Consider the following 18,626-nt stretch of genomic DNA (forward strand, 5'->3'; position numbering starts at 1 on the left):
ATCACCTTCGCGGGCAAAGCCGTAATGCTTTGTCCGCATTCAATTTGAGAAGACCCATGATCGAACATCTGCGCGGCTACTTTCCGATCCTCGACTGGGGGCGGACATATGACCGAAACGCCTTTTCCAATGACATGATCGCGGCGGTGATCGTGACGATCATGCTGATTCCGCAATCGCTTGCCTATGCGTTGCTGGCTGGCCTGCCGCCCGAGGCCGGGATCTATGCTTCCATTGCGCCGATCATCCTGTATGCGATCTTCGGCACCAGTCGCGCCTTGGCTGTGGGGCCGGTTGCTGTGGTCTCGTTGCTGACGGCGTCGGCCGTGGGGCAGGTGGCCGATCAGGGGACCGCAGGCTATGCAATCGCCGCGTTGACGCTGGCCTTTCTATCGGGCGCGTTCCTCATGCTTCTGGGGCTGTTCCGGCTTGGGTTTCTTGCCAACTTCCTGAGCCATCCGGTGATCGCCGGGTTCATCACCGCGTCCGGCATTCTGATTGCGTTCAGCCAGTTGAAGCACTTGCTGGGGATCGCGGCGTCAGGTCATACTTTGCCGCAATTGCTGGCGTCGTTGTGGTCGCACTTCGGCGATATCAATCTGATCACGGTTGTCATCGGTGGGCTTGCCACGTCCTTTTTGTTCTGGGTCCGCAAGGGATTGAAACCGTTCTTGCGCAAACTGGGGGCATCGCCAAGACTGGCGGATGTCCTGACCAAGGCGGGGCCGGTTGCCGCCGTGGCCGTGACAACGATTTCGGTCTGGCTTTTTGGTCTCGATGGGCAGGGTGTCAAGATTGTCGGCGAGGTGCCGCAAAGCCTGCCGCCGCTGACATTGCCCGGACTGTCGCCGGACCTTGTGCGCCAGTTGCTGGTGCCCGCAATCCTGATTTCGATTATCGGATTTGTGGAATCGGTGTCCGTGGCGCAAACGCTGGCCGCCAAGAAACGCCAGAAGATCGACCCGGATCAGGAATTGATCGGACTGGGTGCCGCAAATATCGGTGCCGCCTTTACCGGCGGTTATCCGGTCACGGGTGGGTTCTCGCGCTCTGTCGTGAACTATGACGCCGGGGCCGAAACACCCGCGGCCGGTGCGTTCACTGCCGTGGGTCTGGCCATTGCCGCGGTCGCGCTGACGCCTTTGGTCTATTATCTTCCGAATGCAACGCTGGCGGCCACAATCGTTGTGGCAGTGCTAAGCCTTGTCGATTTCTCGATCCTGAAGAAGACATGGGACTATTCCAAGGCTGATTTTGCGGCGGTGTCGGCCACGATTGTTCTGACGTTGACCATGGGGGTTGAGGTTGGTGTGGCATCTGGCGTCGGCATTTCCATCCTCCTGCATCTGTACTCGACATCGCGTCCGCATGTTGCGGAAATCGGATTGGTGCCCGGCACCCAGCATTTCCGCAACATTCACCGGCACAAGGTGGACACCGATCCCGCCGTGCTTAGCCTGCGCGTCGATGAGAGCCTTTATTTCGTCAACGCGCGCTTCCTTGAGGACATGGTGCAGGCGCGTGTTTCCGAGGGCTGCGAGATCAGGAATGTGATCCTCATGTTCTCGGCGGTGAATGAGGTTGATTTTTCGGCGCTGGAAAGCCTCGAGGCCATCAATCACCGTCTGACTGATCTTGGCATCGGGCTTCATCTGTCCGAAGTGAAAGGCCCGGTGATGGATCGGTTGCAACAGACCCATTTCATTCACGAGTTGAATGGCCGCGTGTTCATGTCGCAATATGATGCTTGGAAACATCTGGCAAAACATGCCGAGACCAATAACGCGGCAGAGTAGGGTGACGGCGGCAAGACCGCGATTGCCCGAACGCGACGCGTGTCAGCAGAACATTCGAAAGGGACCGTGAGATGACACAAACCTCGACCGATCAGGCCGCTACGACGCATAGCCGGTTAGAGCACTTCCCGGTTGCCTTTTTCAGCGCCGTGATGGGGTTGATGGGCACCTCCCTGGCGTTGGAGGTGGCAGGATTCCTGCGCGTCGGTCAGATCGTCGCCGGGTTTGCCGTACTCGTGTTTGTCACCCAGTTGGGATTTTATGCCGTCAAGGCGATTCGCCATCCTGCGGCTGTCGCTGCCGAGTGGAACCACCCGATCAAGTTGGCGTTCTTTCCGGCGATCAGCATTTCGCTTTTGCTGGGTGCGGTTGCGCTTCGGGGTGTTGCGCCCGGTCTTGCGGAAGGCATCTGGGTCATTGGCGCAGTGTTGCAGGCTGTTCTGACGTTGGCCATCGTGACCAGCTGGATCAGCCATCGTGGCTTTGGCGTGGGGCAGATGTCGCCCGCGTGGTTCATTCCGGCAGTCGGCAACGTGATCGCTCCGATCGCCGGAGTGTCCCTGGGGCATGTCGATGCAAGCTGGTATTTCTTTTCGCTGGGTGTTCTGTTCTGGATCGTACTGTTGACGTTGGTCTTCAACAGGCTGGTCTTTCACGAACCGTTGCCGGGCAAGCTGCGCCCGACGCTCACGATCCTGATTGCACCCCCAGCAGTGGCGTTTGTGGCGTGGCTGCAATTGAATGGCGGGGTCCTCGATGCACCGGCCCGCATGTTCTACAATCTGGGTCTGTTCTTCACGGCGCTTGTCCTGCTGCAGACGCCGGGGTTGTTCCGTTTGCCCTTTGCCCTGTCGTTCTGGGCTTTGTCGTTTCCGATTGCTGCGATGACGATTGCGTCTTTCCGCTATGCCGCCCTGTCCGGTGCGCCGATATTCGTCGCCATCGGGTGGGCGCTGTTAGCGCTGCTCTGCGTGATTATTGCCGGTCTGTTGTGGCGTACGTCGCTTGCGGTTCTGCGCGGCGAGATTTGTCAGCCAGAGTAAAGGCGCGGCGTCACTTCTCCAGAGACTGGATATACGCCACCATGTCGTCGATATTCCCACCGATCATGTAGTCGGTGTAGCGCGGCATCGCGTCGTGGATCGGTGTGACGATCCGCTGCCGGATCTGATCTTTCGACCGGTATTTGGCAATCGCGGCAAAGCTGGGTGGGTCCTGTTTGAAGGGGCCATCCAAGCCGACATCGTGGCAGGCCGCGCAGTATTCCTCGGCAATATCCCGGCCCATTGACACGCTTGCCTCTTGCGCCATGGCTGGCAAAGCGGGTGTCGCAAGGGTAAGGATGGTCAGTGAAATCAGCTGTCGCAGTGTCATGGCGCTCTCCGTTTCGGCCAACACCAGCCATGTTAGGCTCCCAAACGCGATTTCTGCAAGGAAATGGTGTTCGACCCGCAACCGGCCTTCGGACAGATGGTGCTGTCATCCTCGCACGGCATGGACGCCTGGTCGACGAACGGTCAGGGAACCTCGTGTGTCTGCGACGGGCACCTGCAAGTCCCAGCACCGTGTCTTGACCGTCAAATTTGGTGCGCGTCCGGCAAAAAAACTTTGGGTCAAGCATTTAAACTGGATCAAATCGCGGATATTTTACAAACTAAACGTCGATGATTTATCAAGGTGTGATCCGAGTATGACCAATCAACCAGACCCCAAGCGCCGCATTGTTTCCTCTCGCCATCTGGCCGAAGGAGCAGGCTGGGAGGCATCTGAAATCGAATACGGCATGATTATTGCCTACAACGCGTTTTCACGATGGATGACACGCTGCATGTCTGCGGCCGGAAACACGAATTTGACACCTCTGGAAATCCTCGTGCTGCACAACACAAACCACCGTGAGCGGGACAAAAGACTGAATGATATTTGTTTTGTCCTGAACATCGAAGACACGCACACCGTAAACTATGCGCTGCGCAAGCTGTTGAAGATGGAGCTGCTCTCGACCGAGAAACGGGGCAAGGAGGTGTTCTACAGCACGTCTGAAGCAGGTGCGAAACTGTGCGAGGCGTACAGGAAAGTTCGTGAAAGGTGTTTTCTGGACGGACTGTCTCGGCTTGACATGACCGGCGAAGAAATGCGCGAAATGGCGGCCAGCCTGCGCGCCCTTTCGGGGCAATACGATCAGGCCAGCCGCGCTGCAGCGTCGCTTTAATTTGCCATCATGTTTGGCAGGACCGTGACCATCTGCGGGAAGACGCAGATCAGGACCACGCCCAAGAGCAACAGCATGAAGAAGGGGAAGGCCGCCTTGGCTATCCGTAGAATGTCGATGCCGGTCAACCCTTGAATGACAAAGAGGTTGAACCCGACAGGTGGGGTGATCTGGCTCATCTCGACAACGATCACGAGGTAAATACCGAACCAGAGCGGGTCTATTCCCACAGTGGTGACCATCGGCATGATGATGGATGTCGTCAGCACGATAACCGAGATCCCATCAAGAAAGCATCCCAGCACGATGAAGAAGATGGTCAGCGCCACCAAAAGCGCGGTGACGGACAGGTTCATGTCCGAAATCCATGCGGCAAGGTTGCGCGGCAACCCTGTGAACCCCATCGACACCGACAGGAACGCCGCGCCAAGCAGGATCAGGGCGATCATGCAGGACGTGCGCGTTGCCGACATCACCGCCGCGCCAAACTTGGCCCAGCTGAACGAACCCGAACTCCACGCAAGGATCGTGGCCAGCACGACACCCAGGGCCGCCGCATCTGTGGGCGACGCCAGCCCGCCATAGATCGAACCGATCACGCCAATGATCAGCAATGCCACAGGCACCAGCCGCCGCGACGCACGCAGCTTTTGCTTGAAGGAATAGGTTTGATCCATCGGCGGGATCAGGTCGGGGTTCATCCACGCCCGAACGGCGACATAACCCGCAAACAGCGTAATCAGCATGATTGCGGGAAGAATCCCGGCGATAAACAGGCGCGCAATGGATTGCTCGGTCGCGACGCCATAAACGATCAGAATGATCGACGGCGGAATAAGCAGGCCAAGGGTTGCAGAGCCCGCAAGCGTGCCAAGGATCAGGCTTTCGGGATATCCCCGTTTGGTCAGTTCCGGGATCGACATTCGCCCGATGGTCGCAGCTGTCGCAGCAGAAGACCCGGAAACAGCCGCGAAAATCGAGCAGCCAAATATGTTGACGTGCAGCAACCGACCCGGAGCGCGGCTGAGCCAAGGGGCAAGTCCGGTGAACATGTCATCGCTCATCCGCGACCTCAGCAGGATTTCACCCATCAAGATGAAAAGCGGCAACGCTGTCAGCGGCCAGCTGTGAGAATGCCCCCAGAAGGTTGAGGCAAGAACCAGCCCGGAAGGTGCATTCGAGAAAAAGACTAGCCCCGCGAGACCCACAAGCGTCAGTGAGACGGCAACCCAGACGCCCGCCGCCAGCAGTGCAATGAGCAGCCCAAGCAGGATGACGGCAATCAAAGGATCGGACATGGTTAAACCTCATCCGGAGTGGACAGGACAGGTTTGCCCACCCGAACCAGATCGAAAAAGGTATGAACAATCGAAACGAACAAAAGGCCAAGCCCAAAGGTGGCCACGCTTTGCGGAATCCAAAGCTGTATCGGAATGATCCCTGTAGAGACATCGCCGTAGTGCAGGCTTTCCAGGACAAGCCCACCCATGAACCAGGCGGCATAACCGACCAGCATCGTCGCCAGGATCAGCACCACACCTTCGGTCAAGACTTGTGCGCGTTCGCGCAGTCGCCCGGTTACAAGATTGACGCGGATGTGCCCGCCGGCCCGCAGGGTATGGGCCAGTGCAAGAAAGGTTGCCCCGGCCAGCATGTAGCCCGAGAAATCCGCATAAGACGGGATTGTGGACGGCAGCGTTCCGGGGCTGAACCGCCCAAACGCGTTGAGAATGATCTGGGCACTGATCAAAAGGCAGATGCACAAGATCAATCCACCTGCAATCGCCCCGCATACATCATACAGTTTTTGCAGCAATCTGCCCATATCGTCAGCCCCCGGACAAGACATGGCCGACACCGGAACAGGTGTCGACCAGCGTAAAGCAGATGCTCAGTTGTTATAGCTTTCAAGGATCGCCAATGCAGAGTCAGAGGCGCTCGCTTTCCAGTTTTCCAGCATGGTGGCGCCGATCTCTTGCAGACCGGCAATAAGTTCCGGGCTTGGTTCGTAAACGGTGATCCCGTTTTCCGCGAGCGCTGCCGTCATGCTTTCGGCCTCGGCTGCGGACATTTCCCAACCGCGGGTCTGGGCTGTTTCGGCAGCTGCGAGAACGGCTGCCTGCGTGTCGGCATCAAGCCCGTCGAACATACGTTTGTTGACGACAACGATGTTCTTTGGCACCCACGCATTGATCGGTGTGTAATGGGTGACAAAATCCCACGCGGTGGAATTCACGCCGGTGGATGGCGATGTGATCATCGCAGCAACCTGACCCGTGGCAAAGGCCTGGGGAATGTCCGACGCTTCGATCTGGACAGGGGCCGCACCGGCCAGCGTTGCAAATTCTTCAAGAGCGGCGTTGTAGGCGCGAAAACGAAGTCCATTCAGATCTTCCACCGTTGCGATCTCACCGTTGGTGTAAAGGCCTTGCGCGGGCCAAGCGACCGAATACAGCGGCATCAATCCCTGTTCGGCCAGCAGTTCGGTGATGACCGGTTTCTGCGCGTCCCAAAGCTTGGCCGCTTCGTCATAGCTGGTGGCCACGAAGGGCTGGCTGTCAATGCCAAACGCAAGGTCTTCGTTCGACAATGTCGACAGGAAGAACTCGCCAATCGGAACCGAGCGATTGCGCACGGCACCCTTGATTTCGGAATGTGGAAACAGCGATCCCGCCGAATGAACGGTGATATCAAGCGCACCGTCCGTGGCCGCACGCACTTCATCGGTGAATTGAACGATGTTCTGTGTGTGGAATGTCGCATCGCCATATGGCGTGGGCATGTCCCAGTCTTGTGCGGTTGCACTTGTCGCAAGTGCCATGGCGGCTGCTGCGCAGAGGATGGTATGTTTCATGTGTCGTCTCCCGTGTTGGTTCGGTTCGTCCGAATCCGTTTGCTTCAATACGTTGACAATTTGTCAGCGTTATATTCACAAAGCAACATTAATCAGATTCTGGTAAGTCTACATGGTTACGACCCGTTGACATAATCGTCAGTTTCGACCGGATTGCGGTGGCATCGCTTCGGACAGTGTCACGCGACGTCTTGAGGGTCGGTTTGAACATCCCGCTGCCGGGAATTCTTTATTCGGGGGAACCCGATGCCAGCGCGATCCGCCGTCCCAGATCAGCGGGATCAAGCGGCTTGGACAGGAAACGCACGCGGTCACCGTATTGTGGATCAACCGCTTCGGTGCTGTTTTGACGACCTGAGACAATGATGCCTTGATTGACCGGGTCTTTTGACAGGATCATATCAACCAGCATCCAGCCATCCACCCCATCCCCAGATCCAGATCCAGACCGGTGACAAGTGCGTCGAACGCGTGGCGGGTCAATTCTGCCGCTGCGGCCGACCGTTTTCGCCGGCCGTCACCTTGAAGCGAAGCGCCACCAGAGCAGTTTGGGCATTGTGGCGCGCCTGGTCCTCATCTTCGACACGCAAGGCACGTTTGCCGTGATGGAACCTTATCGTCGGTTTCGCACGTCACGAAGACGAACCGCTTCAGCATGGCTACGGGTGTTGAGGCCCAGCCCAAGGGGATTTGTGGGGTCCTGCATGTCAGCCTCTTATATGCCTGAGGCGCTGGACCGATGAGTGATGTGGTCCATCATGTCCCACGCAGCAGGGTGTACCACACCCGATTCTGCCCTTATAAATCAACGACTTATATTTGTTGGCGGAGAGACAGGGATTCGAACCCTGGGACCCCGTGAAGGGTCAACGGTTTTCGAGACCGCCCCGTTCGACCACTCCGGCACCTCTCCGCGGGGATCTGGAGGCGCGTTTAGCTTTTGCGTGAAAGCTGTGCAACCTCTATTTCACGTCTTGTTATGAACAGACCTCACAGGGGTTTGGGTTGGAATTGCCCGGCCCTCGGCATAGGTATGGGACAGGCAGGCAGGGAGATCCGCAATGATCCGCACTATGATGGCAACGGCAGCGACAGGTTTGGTTGTGCTTTCGTGGTCATTGCCTGCATGGGCGTCTCCTGCTGAAGACCTTCTTGATGCGCTGGGAGTGCCGCAGATCGTCGAGATCATGCGCGCCGAAGGCATGGAATACGGGGACACGATTGCCGAAGACATGATCCCTGGCGGCGCAACGGCGACGTGGGATGCCACGGTGGATCGCATTTATGACGAAGACAGGATGCTTGCCACGGTGCGGGAGGCCTTTGCCAACGACTTTGGCGATGCGGACGCCGGGTCGTTGCTGGAATTCTTCACCTCGCAAACCGGACAGCAGATCGTCAGTCTTGAACTGAGCGCCCGCGACGCGATGCGTGAACAGGAGATCGAGGATGCGGCACGGGCGGCGTTCCGCGATCTGGAAGGAACCGATTCCGAACCTCTCGAATCCATCTCGGACTTCGTCGATACAAATGATCTTGTCGAAGCGAATCTGGTTGGGGCGCTCAACGCGAATTACATGTTCTATCTCGGGTTGGTCGACGGCGGCGCGCTTCAGATGAGCGAGGCGGACATCCTGACGGAAGTCTGGTCCTCGGAAGAGGAAACACGCAGCGACACGCGCGAATGGGTCTACGCCTTCCTGCTCATGGCGTATCGCCCCCTCGAAGACGGGGTGGTCGACGATTACACAGAACTGTCCCGAACGGATGCGGGGCGGGCGTTGAACCGGGCGCTGTTTGCGGGGTTCAACAAGATGTATGACGACATCTCATACGCGCTTGGCATGGCGGTGGCCCGGCAAATGCAGGTGCAGGAGCTTTAGGCCCCAAAGCCCGTTGACAAACGTGGCCCGGCGCAGCATAAGCCGCCCACACAAAGTCGGGGCTTCGGTCCCGCCTTTTGTTTTTGATGATAATGATGCCCCTGACGGGGCACGCTGTTCGAGGCGGGTCAGGGACCCAAAATACCGCACTGGCGGGGCCACAGAACGCGGTGACAAAGGAAAAGACACATGTTCGCGGTCATGAAAACCGGCGGCAAGCAGTACAGGGTCCAATCGGGCGATACACTGCGCGTCGAAAAGCTGGCAGCCGATGCAGGCGAGAAAGTCCAGTTCAATGAAATTCTGATGCTTGGTGGCGACAAGGTTGTTGTTGGCGCCCCTCTGATCGACGGCGCTGCCGTTCAGGCCGAGGTTGTGGACCAGATCAAGGGCGAGAAAGTCATCAACTTCGTCAAGCGTCGTCGTAAGCACAGCTCCAAGCGGACCAAGGGCCATCGCCAGAAGCTGACGCTGGTGCGCGTGACAGAAATCCTGGAATCCGGTGCGGACAAGTCCGGCATCAAGGCCGCCATCGGCGCGGGCTCTGTTGCAGGCGTGGCTGTTGCCGCTGCCGCCCCCAAGAAAGCCGCGACACCGAAAGCGGAAATGAAAGCCGAAGCGCCCAAGGCAGCTGCTGCTGGCGCGGACGATCTCAAGCTGCTGTCCGGCGTCGGCCCGGCACTTGAAAAGAAACTGATCGAAGCCGGCGTGACCAGCTTTGCACAAATCGCAGCCTGGACAGACGCGGACGTCGAAGAATTCGGCGAGAAGCTGTCTTTCAAAGGCCGGATCGAGCGTGAAGGCTGGATCGAACAAGCCAAAGAACTGGCATCGAAGTAAGGAGACCTGACCAATGGCACATAAAAAAGCAGGCGGCTCATCCCGCAACGGTCGCGACTCTGCCGGACGCCGTCTTGGCGTCAAACTCTACGGTGGCCAGTCCGCGATTCCCGGCAACATCATCGTACGTCAGCGCGGCACAAAGTTCTGGCCGGGCGAGGGCGTTGGCCTTGGCAAGGATCACACGATCTTTGCAACCGTCGAAGGCAACGTGACGTTCCACAAGGGCCTCAAGGGCCGCACCTTTATTTCCGTGCTTCCGATGGCGGAGGCCGCTGAGTAAGCCGACCTTAAGGTTTTGAAAAAACAAAGGGGGATCGGCGCAACCGCCGGTCCCTTTTCCCGTTTCGGGATGGGGTTCGCCCATTCGGTATCTGCGATGAGGAGAGAGTAGATGGTCCAGGAGATACCAATCGCAGAGCAACCGGTCGTCACGTCCGACCGTTTCATTCTGCGCCCCCTGCGCACGTCCGATGCGGGCCTGATCACGCATTACGCCAGCGAAAAGCGCGTGGCGACGATGACCTCGAACCTGCCGCACCCCTATCCTCCGGGGGCCGCCCAGGGATACATTGACAGGATGTGCGCACCCGAACGGATCGAAGACGCCTGGGCCATGGACGGAACCTCGGCGGAAAGCCCGGAACTGATGGGGGTCATCAGCCTGAAACGGATGGATCGCAACCAGTCCGAAGTCGGGTATTGGGTGGCACCGCCGTTCTGGAATACAGGGCTTGCCTCCGAGGCGGTTCACGCCCTTGTCCTGGCCAACCCGCTGCGCAACAAGACGATGTTTGCCAGCGTGTTTCAGGACAATCCGGCGTCTGGCCGGGTGCTGACGCATTGTGGCTTTGAATATATCGGCGACGCGGAATCCTTCTCGATCGCCAGAAACACAACGGTCCCGACATGGACCTACCTCAAACGTATGGGCTGACGCGCGGTTGCAAACCGGATAAACCGCGCTTGGGCTCGATCAAAGGCTGACACATGAAGTTCCTCGATCTCTGCAAGGTCTATATCCGCTCCGGTTCGGGCGGCAATGGGTGCATCAGTTTCCGACGCGAGAAGTATATCGAATTCGGCGGGCCCGATGGTGGCGATGGCGGCGATGGCGGCGATGTCTGGGCCGAAGCGGTCGACGGGTTGAACACGCTGATCGACTTTCGCTACCAGCAGCATTTCTTTGCCGACAACGGTGTTCCCGGTGCCGGTCGCCAACGCACGGGCGCCGATGGGGACGACATCGTTCTGAAAGTTCCGGTCGGGACCGAGATCCTGGACGAAGACGAGGAAACCGTGATCGCCGACATGACCGAACTGGGCCAGCGCGTGTTGCTGGCCAAGGGCGGCAACGGTGGCTGGGGCAACCTTCGGTTCAAGACCTCGACAAACCAGGCACCGCGCCGGTCCAACCCTGGACAGGAAGGGGTCGAGCGCACGATCTGGCTGCGGCTTAAACTGATTGCCGATGTCGGGCTACTCGGCCTGCCGAATGCGGGCAAATCCACCTTTCTTGCCGCGACATCGAACGCGCGTCCCAAGGTGGCGGATTACCCGTTTACCACGCTGCATCCCAATCTTGGCGTTGTCGGGGTGGACGATGCCGAATTTGTGGTGGCCGACATTCCCGGCCTGATCGAAGGCGCACACGAGGGCAGGGGCCTCGGGGATCTGTTTCTTGGTCATGTCGAACGGTGTGCCTGTTTGCTGCACCTCGTGGACGGCACCTCCGGCACGTTGCTTGAGGACTACCAGACCATCATCGACGAGATTGAAGCTTATGGCGAAGGTCTGACCGACAAGCCGCGAATCACCGCGCTCAACAAGATCGACGCGCTGGATGACGAGGAACGTGCCTTCCTGAAGGAAGAACTCGAATCAAAGACCGGACACGAGGTCATGCTCATGTCGGGTGTGTCCAAAGAAGGTCTGACCGATGTGCTGCGCGCCTTGCGACAGCACGTCAAGACCACGCGCAAACGCGAAGCCGCTGTCGAGGAGGCGGAAACGTGGCAACCCTAGGCGATGCGCGCCGACTGGTTGTCAAAATCGGGTCGGCGCTTCTGGTCGACAAAACCCAAGGTACATTGCGGCGCGACTGGCTCTTGTCGCTGGCGCAGGACGTGGCGCGGATCAAGGCGCGGGGCACAGATGTGATCCTCGTGTCTTCCGGCTCCATCGCGCTTGGGCGTGGCGTGCTTGGTCTTCCGCCCACGGTTTTGCCGTTGGAACAATCGCAGGCCGCCGCCGCCGTTGGACAAATCCGTCTTGCCCGAGCTTATGAAGAAGCACTTGATCCCCACGGTTTGACCACCGCGCAGGTTCTGGTCACACTTGAAGACAGCGCCGACCGCCGCCGCTACCTCAACAGCCGCGCCACGCTGGAAACGCTGATCGGTTTCGGGGTGATCCCCATCGTCAATGAAAACGACACCGTCGCCACGGATGAAATCCGCTACGGCGACAACGACCGCCTCGCGGCGCAGGTTGCGGCCACTGTTGGTGCCGATCAATTGGTCCTCTTGTCAGACGTGGACGGTTTTTACAGCGCCAACCCGACGCAAGACCCAACCGCACAGCATTTTCCGATCATCGACGCCATCACTCCCGAGATCGAGGCAATGGCGGGGGACGCAGGCTCTGGCCTGTCCAAGGGCGGCATGAAAACCAAGGTGATGGCAGCGCGCACCGCCACCGCATCGGGCTGCGCCATGGCGATCACCGAAGGATCACGCCTGCACCCGCTCAGGGCGCTGGAGGACGGGGCGCGTGCCACCTGGTTCACACCACAGCTTGACCCACGCGCCGCGCGCAAACGCTGGATACTCGCGATGAAACCGCAGGGAACGCTCACCATCGACGACGGTGCAACGCGCGCGCTTCAGCGTGGCACATCGCTGCTGCCGCCCGGCATCGTTGCGGTGTCGGGTCGCTTCGGGCGCGGCGATCCGGTCACGATAAAGGACGCGGCGGGCCGCGAGTTGGGCATGGGGCTCAGCCGCTACACTGCTGTCGAGGCGCAGGCGATCAAGGGGCACAATTCAGCCGAGATCGAGGAAATTCTGGGCTATCCGGGCCGCGCCGTGGTAATACATCGCGACGACATGGCGATCTGATCGGCTTCTTCTTTTTACAAATATGCACGTCCGACCACTGCAAGGGTGACACCGATGAAAGACCTCACAGACATCCCCACACTCATGCACGACATCGGCGTCCGCGCCAAAGCGGCGGCACGGGAACTGGCTTTCGCGTCGGCAGAACGCAAACACGCGGCCCTGATCGGCGCGGCAGAGGCGGTCTGGAGAACCCGCGATGCGATCATCGAGGCGAATGCCAAGGATCTTGACTACGGCCGCGACAAGGGCCTGTCGGACGCGATGATGGATCGGCTCTTGCTGAACGAGGATCGCATTCGCGGTATCGTCGACGGACTGCGCGCGGTGGCCGAACAGACCGACCCGGTGGGCGCCGTCATCACCGAATGGGATCGTCCCTCGGGCCTGCACATCAAGCGCGTGCGCACACCCCTTGGTGTGATCGGCGTCATCTACGAATCCCGCCCCAACGTGACGGCAGATGCTGGTGCGCTCTGCCTCAAGGCGGGCAACGCGGTGATCCTGCGGGGCGGGTCGGAAAGTTTCCACTCCTCCAGCGCGATCCATGCCTGCCTTGTGGACGGCGTGCGCAAGGCGGGACTGCCAGAAGACTCGATCCAGCTTGTGCCCACCCGCGACCGCGCGGCGGTGAGCGAGATGCTGACCATGACCGATTTCATCGACGTGATCGTGCCCCGTGGCGGCAAAGGCCTTGTTGGCCTTGTCCAGCGCGAGGCCCGTGTGCCGGTTTTTGCCCATCTCGAAGGCATCGTACACATCTATCTCGATGCCGATGCGGACCCGGTCAAGGCGTTGAACGTGATCCTGAACGCCAAGACGCGCCGAACGGGAATCTGCGGCGCTGCCGAATGCCTGCTGATCCACAAGGATGTGGTGGACACGATTGGGCAAGGCGTCATCAAGGCGCTGCTCAAGGCGGGCGTCGAAGTACGCGCCGACGAAACGCTGCGTGCCATAGACGGAACCGTGGCGGCCAGTGACGACGACTGGGGGTGCGAATACCTCGACAGCATCATCGCGGCCAAGGTTGTCGAAGACGTGGATGCAGCCATCGCGCACATCAACACCTACAGTTCGAACCACACTGATTGCATCCTGACCGAGAACGACAAGACAGCAGACAAGTTTTTCGAACGGATCGATAGCGCCATCCTGATGCGCAACGCCTCGACCCAGTTCGCAGATGGTGGCGAGTTTGGCATGGGCGCCGAGATCGGCATTGCCACCGGCAAGATGCACGCGCGCGGGCCCGTCGGGGCAGAGCAGTTGACAAGCTTCAAATACATCGTTGTCGGCGACGGCACGACGCGGGCCTGAGGGGTTGCCGTCACGCAATCTGGCTGCTACCTGACCTGAGCTAATCCGATATTTTTACTCGGGAAACTCATGAGGCAGCAGTGACCGGCACACATCCTCGGCTGGAAATCCGCAACATTGTGCGCGACTACGATGGCAAGCGCGTGGTTGATGACGTGTCGCTTGCGATTGAGCCGGGCAATGTGACCTGCCTTCTTGGGCCGTCGGGCTGTGGCAAATCGACGACCCTGCGGATCATTGCGGGCGTCGACATGCAGACCAGCGGCACGATCCATGTGGACGGGCATCTGGTCTGTGACACAGTGTTTCGCGTGCCGCCCGAACGACGCTCTATCGGTCTGATCTTTCAGGATTTTGCGCTGTTTCCGCACCTTACTGTTGGGGACAATGTGGGTTTTGGCCTGACGGGGTCGCGCAAGGACAAGCTGCCTCGCGTGGGTGAACTGCTCGAGCGGGTGGGGCTGTCGCATTACATCAACGAATATCCGCACTTATTGTCAGGTGGTGAGCAACAACGCGTGGCCTTGGCCCGTGCGATTGCACCGCGCCCGTCGATCATGCTTATGGACGAGCCGTTCTCTGGCCTCGACAATCGCCTGCGCGATGGTATCCGCGACGAAACGCTGGCGCTGTTGAAGGACGAAGGCACATCGGTCCTGTTGGTCACGCATGAACCCGAAGAAGCGATGCGCATGGCCGATGAGATCGCGTTGATGCGCGACGGCAAGATCGTGCAGCGCGGCGCGCCCTACAACATCTACAATGCACCCGCCGACAAGGCAGCGGTGGCGTTCTTTTCCGATATCAACCTGCTGAGCGGCACGGTGCGCGGCGCGCTGACCGACACGCCATTTGGCCAATTCCTGGCCCCTGGTGTGCCGGATGGCGGAGAGGTCGAGATTGTCTTTCGTCCTCAACACGTCGGCATCGATTTTGACCGCCAGGGACGTGGCCCGAACCCGACACCCTTGGCCGGTGCTCCGGCGCGCGCGGTGGTCGAGAGAGCGCGGTTCATGGGGTCCGAAAGCCTTGTCGAGTTCAGGATGGACCATGACCAAAGCATGATCCGCGCCACGGTGCCAAACGTCTTTCTGCCCAAGCCCGGAACGGTGATGTGGTTGACGGTGCGGCGCGACCGCTGTTTCGTGTTTCGCAAGGAAAGCGGGTCGGTGATTTCGGCCTAATCCTCTTCTTCTGTGGGGGTGATCAAGGTGATTTCACCGCTATCGGCAAGATTGCGGATCACACGCACCACAGCGTTCATGGCCGTTTCCGCGTCTTTCGGTTTGACCGCCCCAAGATCCTGAGCCGCTTCGCGAAGAGAGTCCGCCATGCGTTTGGAAATATTGGACAAGATGAATTCGACGGTCTGCGTATCGGTCTCTGACGCGGCACCGGCAATCACCAGCGCCAACGTGTCCTGATCCACGTCACGGGTCAGTTTCGGCACATCAATGGCGTTCATTCGGTCGGGTATGTGCGAGAAGGTGAAGATGGACTTGCGCACCTGTTCCGCAAAACCCTTGTCCTCTTCATCAAGCGCAGTCAGCAGTTCGTCTCGAGTCGCCGCACGCGAAGAGTTCAGGATGGCCCCAACCCGTTCCGAAGGCTGCGCGCGGAACGCCTTGAGAGGCTCCGCATCCAACTGGCTGGCAAGGCTGAGACCGATGCGATCAACCGCATCGGGGGTTACAGCATCGGTCATGGACATGGCGTAAGTGATGCGCCGGGCGATGTCGCCGGGCAGGCTGCTTAGAAGGTCGGCGGCTTTGGAAACCTCGAGCTTGGACACCATGACGGCCGTCACCTGTACGGATTCGGAATTGACGAAGGCCTGCAACCGGGCGTTCGGCAGGTCCGCAATCCGCTTCCAGGGATCGCCGATCTGGCGCACCCCGGCTTCCTTTCGCAGCCTCGACGCGGTTTGGTCGCTGATCTTGCCGTCCAGCGCAGAAAGCGCGCCCGCGATATCGCCGGGGAATGAAAGACCAATGGATTCAAGTTCTTCCGAGAATTCCGTGATCACCGAATTCATCGTCTGGCGGTCAATGTAGCGCATTTCGCCCAGCAATTGGGTGAGTTGCATCTGTAAATCTTCGGGCAAGGCCGTCAGCGGCACATCCGCGCCTTCCTTGAGGATACATTGCACAACGATGGCCGCTTTCGCCCGCCGGGACAGACGTGCCGCGGTAGGGGTTCCGATGCCCGCCCCGGAACGTGTTGTCAGTTGTGTCATCACCCGTCCTCCGTCCTGTCCGGTCCGGGATAGGCGGGTAAGGTTAAGAAAGCGTCAGGAGAGATCGCTGAATCCAGCGAACCTGCGCGCCGACGTGCGGTTCGCACGCGTGATGCCTACGGTTCCGTCTTACGAAACCCATTGGCGGCGCAGGTTGTCGGCCCGACAAAAAAAAGACGGCCGAAATGGCCGTCCTCAGAACCGTGAATGGGGTGGCGGATCAGCCGCTCACCACCTTGCAGCTGTTGGAGTCTGCGTCGTAGACTGTGCCCGTGGCGCAGGTCATCTTGGCCTCTTCATGTCCCCATTGGCAGGACGCAAAGCTGGACGTCGCGGTGGCAAGCGTCAGAGCGGCTGTGGTCAGAAGTGTCTTGATGGTCATCAGGCGTTCTCCTGTTTTGAGTATGGGCAAGGTAGCATGCTCTGGCAATTTGGCAAAACCTATCCGCATCACCGTGTCGCGCGCGTGTAGCGATTGATCATTTGGTAGGCTTTGCGCGGTCCCGCGACATCCCATGTGCTTGTCCAGTCAGGCCATGTGTCAAAGCAGTAGGTCACCTTGTAGGTATCGGGATCACACCAGTGTGTGGCCTGTGGCATCGCGGGATCAAAGTGGTGAAAGAAGCGGCCATCGTCGAAGTCGACCACGATCCCGTGCGGGTCCGCGCGCCAATGATATCGGCGTTGTGCCTGAAAGGGCGGTTGCCCGTTCAGGATCAAGTGTCCGGTCTCCAGATAGGCCAGACCGATCTCGTCAGGGGTGAAGGTTGCCGTCCCCTCAAACCGTCCGGTCGCCCTGGCCCGGTGATCGGTGATTGTTCGCTCAAGGCACCATCGGCCTTCAAAGTCCTGCAAGCGAAGCGTGAGACCTGTTGTCATCCCAAAGCATCCTGTGCGCATGACGTCCTTGGCAGGGCAAAGCGTCTCATTCCAATCTGCCTCTCTTGTCGCCCGGTGGGTGGCAGTCTAGGACTGCGCTGAAATTCCGCAAGTCAGCCCATGAAAGGATCGCGCGCATGATCCCCCGCTATTCCCGCCCCGAGATGGTGTCCATCTGGGAGCCCGCCACCAAGTTCCGCATCTGGTACGAGATCGAAGCCCATGCCTGTGATGCGATGGCCGATCTGGGGGTGATCCCGCGCGAAAACGCCGAGGCCGTGTGGAAAGCCAAGGATGTCGAATTCGATGTCGCCCGGATCGACGAAATCGAAGCGGTCACCAAACATGACGTGATCGCGTTCCTGACCCATCTGGCCGAGCATGTGGGATCGGACGAGGCGCGATTTGTGCATCAAGGCATGACCTCTTCGGATGTGCTCGACACCTGTTTCAACGTGCAACTGGTGCGGGCGTCGGACATCCTGATCGCCGATCTTGAAGACCTGCTGGCCGCGTTGAAGCGCCGCGCGTTCGAGCACAAGGACACGGTGCGCATCGGCCGCTCGCACGGCATTCACGCCGAACCGACGACGATGGGCCTGACCTTTGCGCGCTTCTACGCCGAGATGGACCGCAACCTGAGCCGGATGCGCGATGCGCGTGCCGAAGTGGCGACGGGCGCGATCTCCGGTGCCGTCGGCACCTTCGCCAATATCGACCCGGCGGTCGAGGACCATGTCTGCGAAAAGCTGGGCCTCGTGCCCGAACCGATCAGCACGCAGGTGATCCCGCGCGACCGGCATGCCGCGTTTTTTGCCACTCTGGGGGTGATCGCCAGCAGCGTGGAAAACATCGCCATCGAGATCCGCCACATGCAGCGCACCGAAGTGCTTGAAGGGGCCGAGTTCTTTTCGATGGGCCAAAAGGGCTCTTCGGCGATGCCGCACAAGAAAAACCCGGTGCTGACCGAGAACCTGACCGGTCTGGCGCGCATCGTTCGGATGGCGGTGATCCCGGCGATGGAGAATGTGGCGCTCTGGCACGAACGTGACATCTCGCATTCCTCGGTTGAACGGATGATCGGGCCGGATGCAACGATCACGCTGGATTTCGCACTGGCGCGCCTGACCGGGGTGATCGACAAGATGCTGATCTTCCCGGACAACATGCTGGAAAACATGAACAAGTTTCCGGGGCTGGTGATGAGCCAGCGGGTGCTGTTGGCGCTGACGCAGGCCGGGGTGAGCCGCGAGGATGCCTATAGCTATGTGCAGCGCAACGCGCTCAAGGTCTGGGAACACCGGACGGATTTCAAGCAAGAGCTGCTCAACGATCCGGACGTGGTTGCCGCCCTCAGCCCACAAGAGATCGAGGCGAAGTTCGATCTGGGCTACCACACCAAACATGTGGATACGATCTTTGCCCGGGTGTTCGGGGAGTAAGCCCGCTCAAAACGGGCTTCCACCTTTTTGAAAAAAGCTGCCAAG

At 59.4% G+C, this 18,626-nt stretch carries 20 protein-coding genes and 1 tRNA gene; 12 read left to right on the plus strand and 9 right to left on the minus strand.

The annotated features are described in order from the left end of the window. The first annotated feature begins 56 nt into the window (after positions 1-56). Together ACTIEN_RS12500 and ACTIEN_RS12505 are read left to right on the plus strand one after the other, a co-directional pair. A complete protein-coding gene (locus tag ACTIEN_RS12500; RefSeq protein ID WP_439523475.1) occupies positions 57-1,796 on the plus strand; it encodes a SulP family inorganic anion transporter in 1,740 nt (579 codons plus the stop codon). 71 nt (positions 1,797-1,867) lie between these two features. Then, complete coding sequence (locus tag ACTIEN_RS12505; protein WP_439523476.1) at positions 1,868-2,839, plus strand: SLAC1 anion channel family protein; 972 nt, start codon at positions 1,868-1,870, stop codon at positions 2,837-2,839. Between the two features lie 10 nt (positions 2,840-2,849). On the opposite strand, the gene ACTIEN_RS12510 is transcribed toward ACTIEN_RS12505, so the two are convergent. Then, positions 2,850-3,170: a c-type cytochrome gene (locus ACTIEN_RS12510; protein WP_439523477.1), complete on the minus strand. Its 321-nt coding sequence runs from the start codon at positions 3,168-3,170 to the stop codon at positions 2,850-2,852. 316 nt (positions 3,171-3,486) lie between these two features. Here ACTIEN_RS12510 and ACTIEN_RS12515 point away from each other — a divergent pair, with 316 nt between their 5' ends. Further along, positions 3,487-4,008: a winged helix DNA-binding protein gene (locus ACTIEN_RS12515; protein ID WP_439523515.1), complete on the plus strand. Its 522-nt coding sequence runs from the start codon at positions 3,487-3,489 to the stop codon at positions 4,006-4,008. Here the strand turns inward: ACTIEN_RS12515 and ACTIEN_RS12520 are convergent. The 5 genes from ACTIEN_RS12520 to ACTIEN_RS12540 all read right to left on the minus strand — a co-directional run bounded on the left by ACTIEN_RS12520 (position 4,005) and on the right by ACTIEN_RS12540 (position 7,775). After that, the gene (locus ACTIEN_RS12520) at positions 4,005-5,306 is read right to left on the minus strand and encodes a TRAP transporter large permease (protein WP_439523478.1); all 1,302 of its coding nucleotides are present in this window, start codon (positions 5,304-5,306) and stop codon (positions 4,005-4,007) included. The genes ACTIEN_RS12515 and ACTIEN_RS12520 overlap by 4 nt on opposite strands. A 2-nt stretch (positions 5,307-5,308) precedes the next feature. Further along, the gene (locus ACTIEN_RS12525) at positions 5,309-5,833 is read right to left on the minus strand and encodes a TRAP transporter small permease (protein ID WP_439523479.1); all 525 of its coding nucleotides are present in this window, start codon (positions 5,831-5,833) and stop codon (positions 5,309-5,311) included. A 66-nt stretch (positions 5,834-5,899) separates the two neighbouring features. Beyond that, positions 5,900-6,862 carry a TRAP transporter substrate-binding protein gene (locus ACTIEN_RS12530; protein WP_439523480.1) on the minus strand — a complete coding sequence of 321 codons (963 nt, stop codon included), beginning with the start codon at positions 6,860-6,862 and terminating at the stop codon, positions 5,900-5,902. Positions 6,863-7,091: 229 nt separating this feature from the next. Then, positions 7,092-7,274 carry a hypothetical protein gene (locus ACTIEN_RS12535; RefSeq protein ID WP_439523481.1) on the minus strand — a complete coding sequence of 61 codons (183 nt, stop codon included), beginning with the start codon at positions 7,272-7,274 and terminating at the stop codon, positions 7,092-7,094. 411 nt (positions 7,275-7,685) lie between these two features. After that, positions 7,686-7,775, minus strand: a tRNA-Ser gene (locus tag ACTIEN_RS12540). Positions 7,776-7,923: 148 nt separating this feature from the next. On the opposite strand from ACTIEN_RS12540, the gene ACTIEN_RS12545 reads away from it, so the two are divergent. The 8 genes from ACTIEN_RS12545 (at position 7,924) to ACTIEN_RS12580 (ending at position 15,208) form a co-directional block, all read left to right on the plus strand. Next, positions 7,924-8,745: a DUF2059 domain-containing protein gene (locus tag ACTIEN_RS12545; protein ID WP_439523482.1), complete on the plus strand. Its 822-nt coding sequence runs from the start codon at positions 7,924-7,926 to the stop codon at positions 8,743-8,745. Between the two features lie 189 nt (positions 8,746-8,934). Then, complete coding sequence (locus ACTIEN_RS12550) at positions 8,935-9,585, plus strand: 50S ribosomal protein L21 (protein WP_439523483.1); 651 nt, start codon at positions 8,935-8,937, stop codon at positions 9,583-9,585. 13 nt (positions 9,586-9,598) lie between these two features. Beyond that, a complete protein-coding gene (rpmA, locus tag ACTIEN_RS12555) occupies positions 9,599-9,868 on the plus strand; it encodes a 50S ribosomal protein L27 (RefSeq protein WP_439523484.1) in 270 nt (89 codons plus the stop codon). 111 nt (positions 9,869-9,979) lie between these two features. Then, the gene (locus ACTIEN_RS12560) at positions 9,980-10,522 is read left to right on the plus strand and encodes a GNAT family N-acetyltransferase (protein ID WP_439523485.1); all 543 of its coding nucleotides are present in this window, start codon (positions 9,980-9,982) and stop codon (positions 10,520-10,522) included. 53 nt (positions 10,523-10,575) lie between these two features. Beyond that, positions 10,576-11,610, plus strand: coding sequence for a GTPase ObgE (obgE, locus tag ACTIEN_RS12565; protein ID WP_439523486.1), 1,035 nt, complete (start codon positions 10,576-10,578; stop codon positions 11,608-11,610). Further along, entirely contained in the window at positions 11,598-12,704 is a 1,107-nt protein-coding gene (gene proB / locus ACTIEN_RS12570; RefSeq protein ID WP_439523487.1) for a glutamate 5-kinase, read from the plus strand. The genes obgE and proB overlap by 13 nt, the downstream gene beginning before the upstream one ends. 54 nt (positions 12,705-12,758) lie before the next feature. After that, entirely contained in the window at positions 12,759-14,024 is a 1,266-nt protein-coding gene (locus ACTIEN_RS12575) for a glutamate-5-semialdehyde dehydrogenase (RefSeq protein ID WP_439523488.1), read from the plus strand. An 80-nt stretch (positions 14,025-14,104) separates the two neighbouring features. Beyond that, positions 14,105-15,208, plus strand: coding sequence for an ABC transporter ATP-binding protein (locus tag ACTIEN_RS12580; RefSeq protein ID WP_439523489.1), 1,104 nt, complete (start codon positions 14,105-14,107; stop codon positions 15,206-15,208). On the opposite strand, the gene ACTIEN_RS12585 is transcribed toward ACTIEN_RS12580, so the two are convergent. The 3 genes from ACTIEN_RS12585 to ACTIEN_RS12595 all read right to left on the minus strand — a co-directional run bounded on the left by ACTIEN_RS12585 (position 15,205) and on the right by ACTIEN_RS12595 (position 17,139). Then, the gene (locus tag ACTIEN_RS12585; protein ID WP_439523490.1) at positions 15,205-16,260 is read right to left on the minus strand and encodes a flagellar motor switch protein FliG; all 1,056 of its coding nucleotides are present in this window, start codon (positions 16,258-16,260) and stop codon (positions 15,205-15,207) included. The genes ACTIEN_RS12580 and ACTIEN_RS12585 overlap by 4 nt on opposite strands. A 220-nt stretch (positions 16,261-16,480) precedes the next feature. Continuing rightward, complete coding sequence (locus ACTIEN_RS12590; RefSeq protein ID WP_439523491.1) at positions 16,481-16,642, minus strand: chitin-binding domain-containing protein; 162 nt, start codon at positions 16,640-16,642, stop codon at positions 16,481-16,483. Positions 16,643-16,710: 68 nt separating this feature from the next. Then, the gene (locus ACTIEN_RS12595) at positions 16,711-17,139 is read right to left on the minus strand and encodes a DUF6314 family protein (RefSeq protein ID WP_439523492.1); all 429 of its coding nucleotides are present in this window, start codon (positions 17,137-17,139) and stop codon (positions 16,711-16,713) included. 137 nt (positions 17,140-17,276) lie between these two features. On the opposite strand from ACTIEN_RS12595, the gene purB reads away from it, so the two are divergent. Then, positions 17,277-18,581, plus strand: a complete 1,305-nt coding sequence (purB, locus tag ACTIEN_RS12600; protein ID WP_439523493.1) for an adenylosuccinate lyase — start codon at positions 17,277-17,279, stop codon at positions 18,579-18,581. The last annotated feature ends 45 nt before the right edge of the window (positions 18,582-18,626 follow it).

The organism is Marivita sp., assembly GCF_051859345.1.
Taxonomy (GTDB): domain Bacteria; phylum Pseudomonadota; class Alphaproteobacteria; order Rhodobacterales; family Rhodobacteraceae; genus Marivita.

Bases quoted from the DNA above. Each gene is read 5' to 3' on its own strand.
- ACTIEN_RS12500 (WP_439523475.1), top strand. From the start codon at position 57: ATGATCGAACATCTGCGCGGCTACTTTCCGATCCTCGACTGGGGGCGG.
- ACTIEN_RS12505 (WP_439523476.1), top strand. From the start codon at position 1,868: ATGACACAAACCTCGACCGATCAGGCCGCTACGACGCATAGCCGGTTA.
- ACTIEN_RS12510 (WP_439523477.1), bottom strand. From the start codon at position 3,170: ATGACACTGCGACAGCTGATTTCACTGACCATCCTTACCCTTGCGACA.
- ACTIEN_RS12515 (WP_439523515.1), top strand. From the start codon at position 3,487: ATGACCAATCAACCAGACCCCAAGCGCCGCATTGTTTCCTCTCGCCAT.
- ACTIEN_RS12520 (WP_439523478.1), bottom strand. From the start codon at position 5,306: ATGTCCGATCCTTTGATTGCCGTCATCCTGCTTGGGCTGCTCATTGCA.
- ACTIEN_RS12525 (WP_439523479.1), bottom strand. From the start codon at position 5,833: ATGGGCAGATTGCTGCAAAAACTGTATGATGTATGCGGGGCGATTGCA.
- ACTIEN_RS12530 (WP_439523480.1), bottom strand. From the start codon at position 6,862: ATGAAACATACCATCCTCTGCGCAGCAGCCGCCATGGCACTTGCGACA.
- ACTIEN_RS12535 (WP_439523481.1), bottom strand. From the start codon at position 7,274: ATGCTGGTTGATATGATCCTGTCAAAAGACCCGGTCAATCAAGGCATC.
- ACTIEN_RS12545 (WP_439523482.1), top strand. From the start codon at position 7,924: ATGATCCGCACTATGATGGCAACGGCAGCGACAGGTTTGGTTGTGCTT.
- ACTIEN_RS12550 (WP_439523483.1), top strand. From the start codon at position 8,935: ATGTTCGCGGTCATGAAAACCGGCGGCAAGCAGTACAGGGTCCAATCG.
- rpmA (WP_439523484.1), top strand. From the start codon at position 9,599: ATGGCACATAAAAAAGCAGGCGGCTCATCCCGCAACGGTCGCGACTCT.
- ACTIEN_RS12560 (WP_439523485.1), top strand. From the start codon at position 9,980: ATGGTCCAGGAGATACCAATCGCAGAGCAACCGGTCGTCACGTCCGAC.
- obgE (WP_439523486.1), top strand. From the start codon at position 10,576: ATGAAGTTCCTCGATCTCTGCAAGGTCTATATCCGCTCCGGTTCGGGC.
- ACTIEN_RS12575 (WP_439523488.1), top strand. From the start codon at position 12,759: ATGAAAGACCTCACAGACATCCCCACACTCATGCACGACATCGGCGTC.
- ACTIEN_RS12585 (WP_439523490.1), bottom strand. From the start codon at position 16,260: ATGACACAACTGACAACACGTTCCGGGGCGGGCATCGGAACCCCTACC.
- ACTIEN_RS12590 (WP_439523491.1), bottom strand. From the start codon at position 16,642: ATGACCATCAAGACACTTCTGACCACAGCCGCTCTGACGCTTGCCACC.
- ACTIEN_RS12595 (WP_439523492.1), bottom strand. From the start codon at position 17,139: ATGACAACAGGTCTCACGCTTCGCTTGCAGGACTTTGAAGGCCGATGG.
- purB (WP_439523493.1), top strand. From the start codon at position 17,277: ATGATCCCCCGCTATTCCCGCCCCGAGATGGTGTCCATCTGGGAGCCC.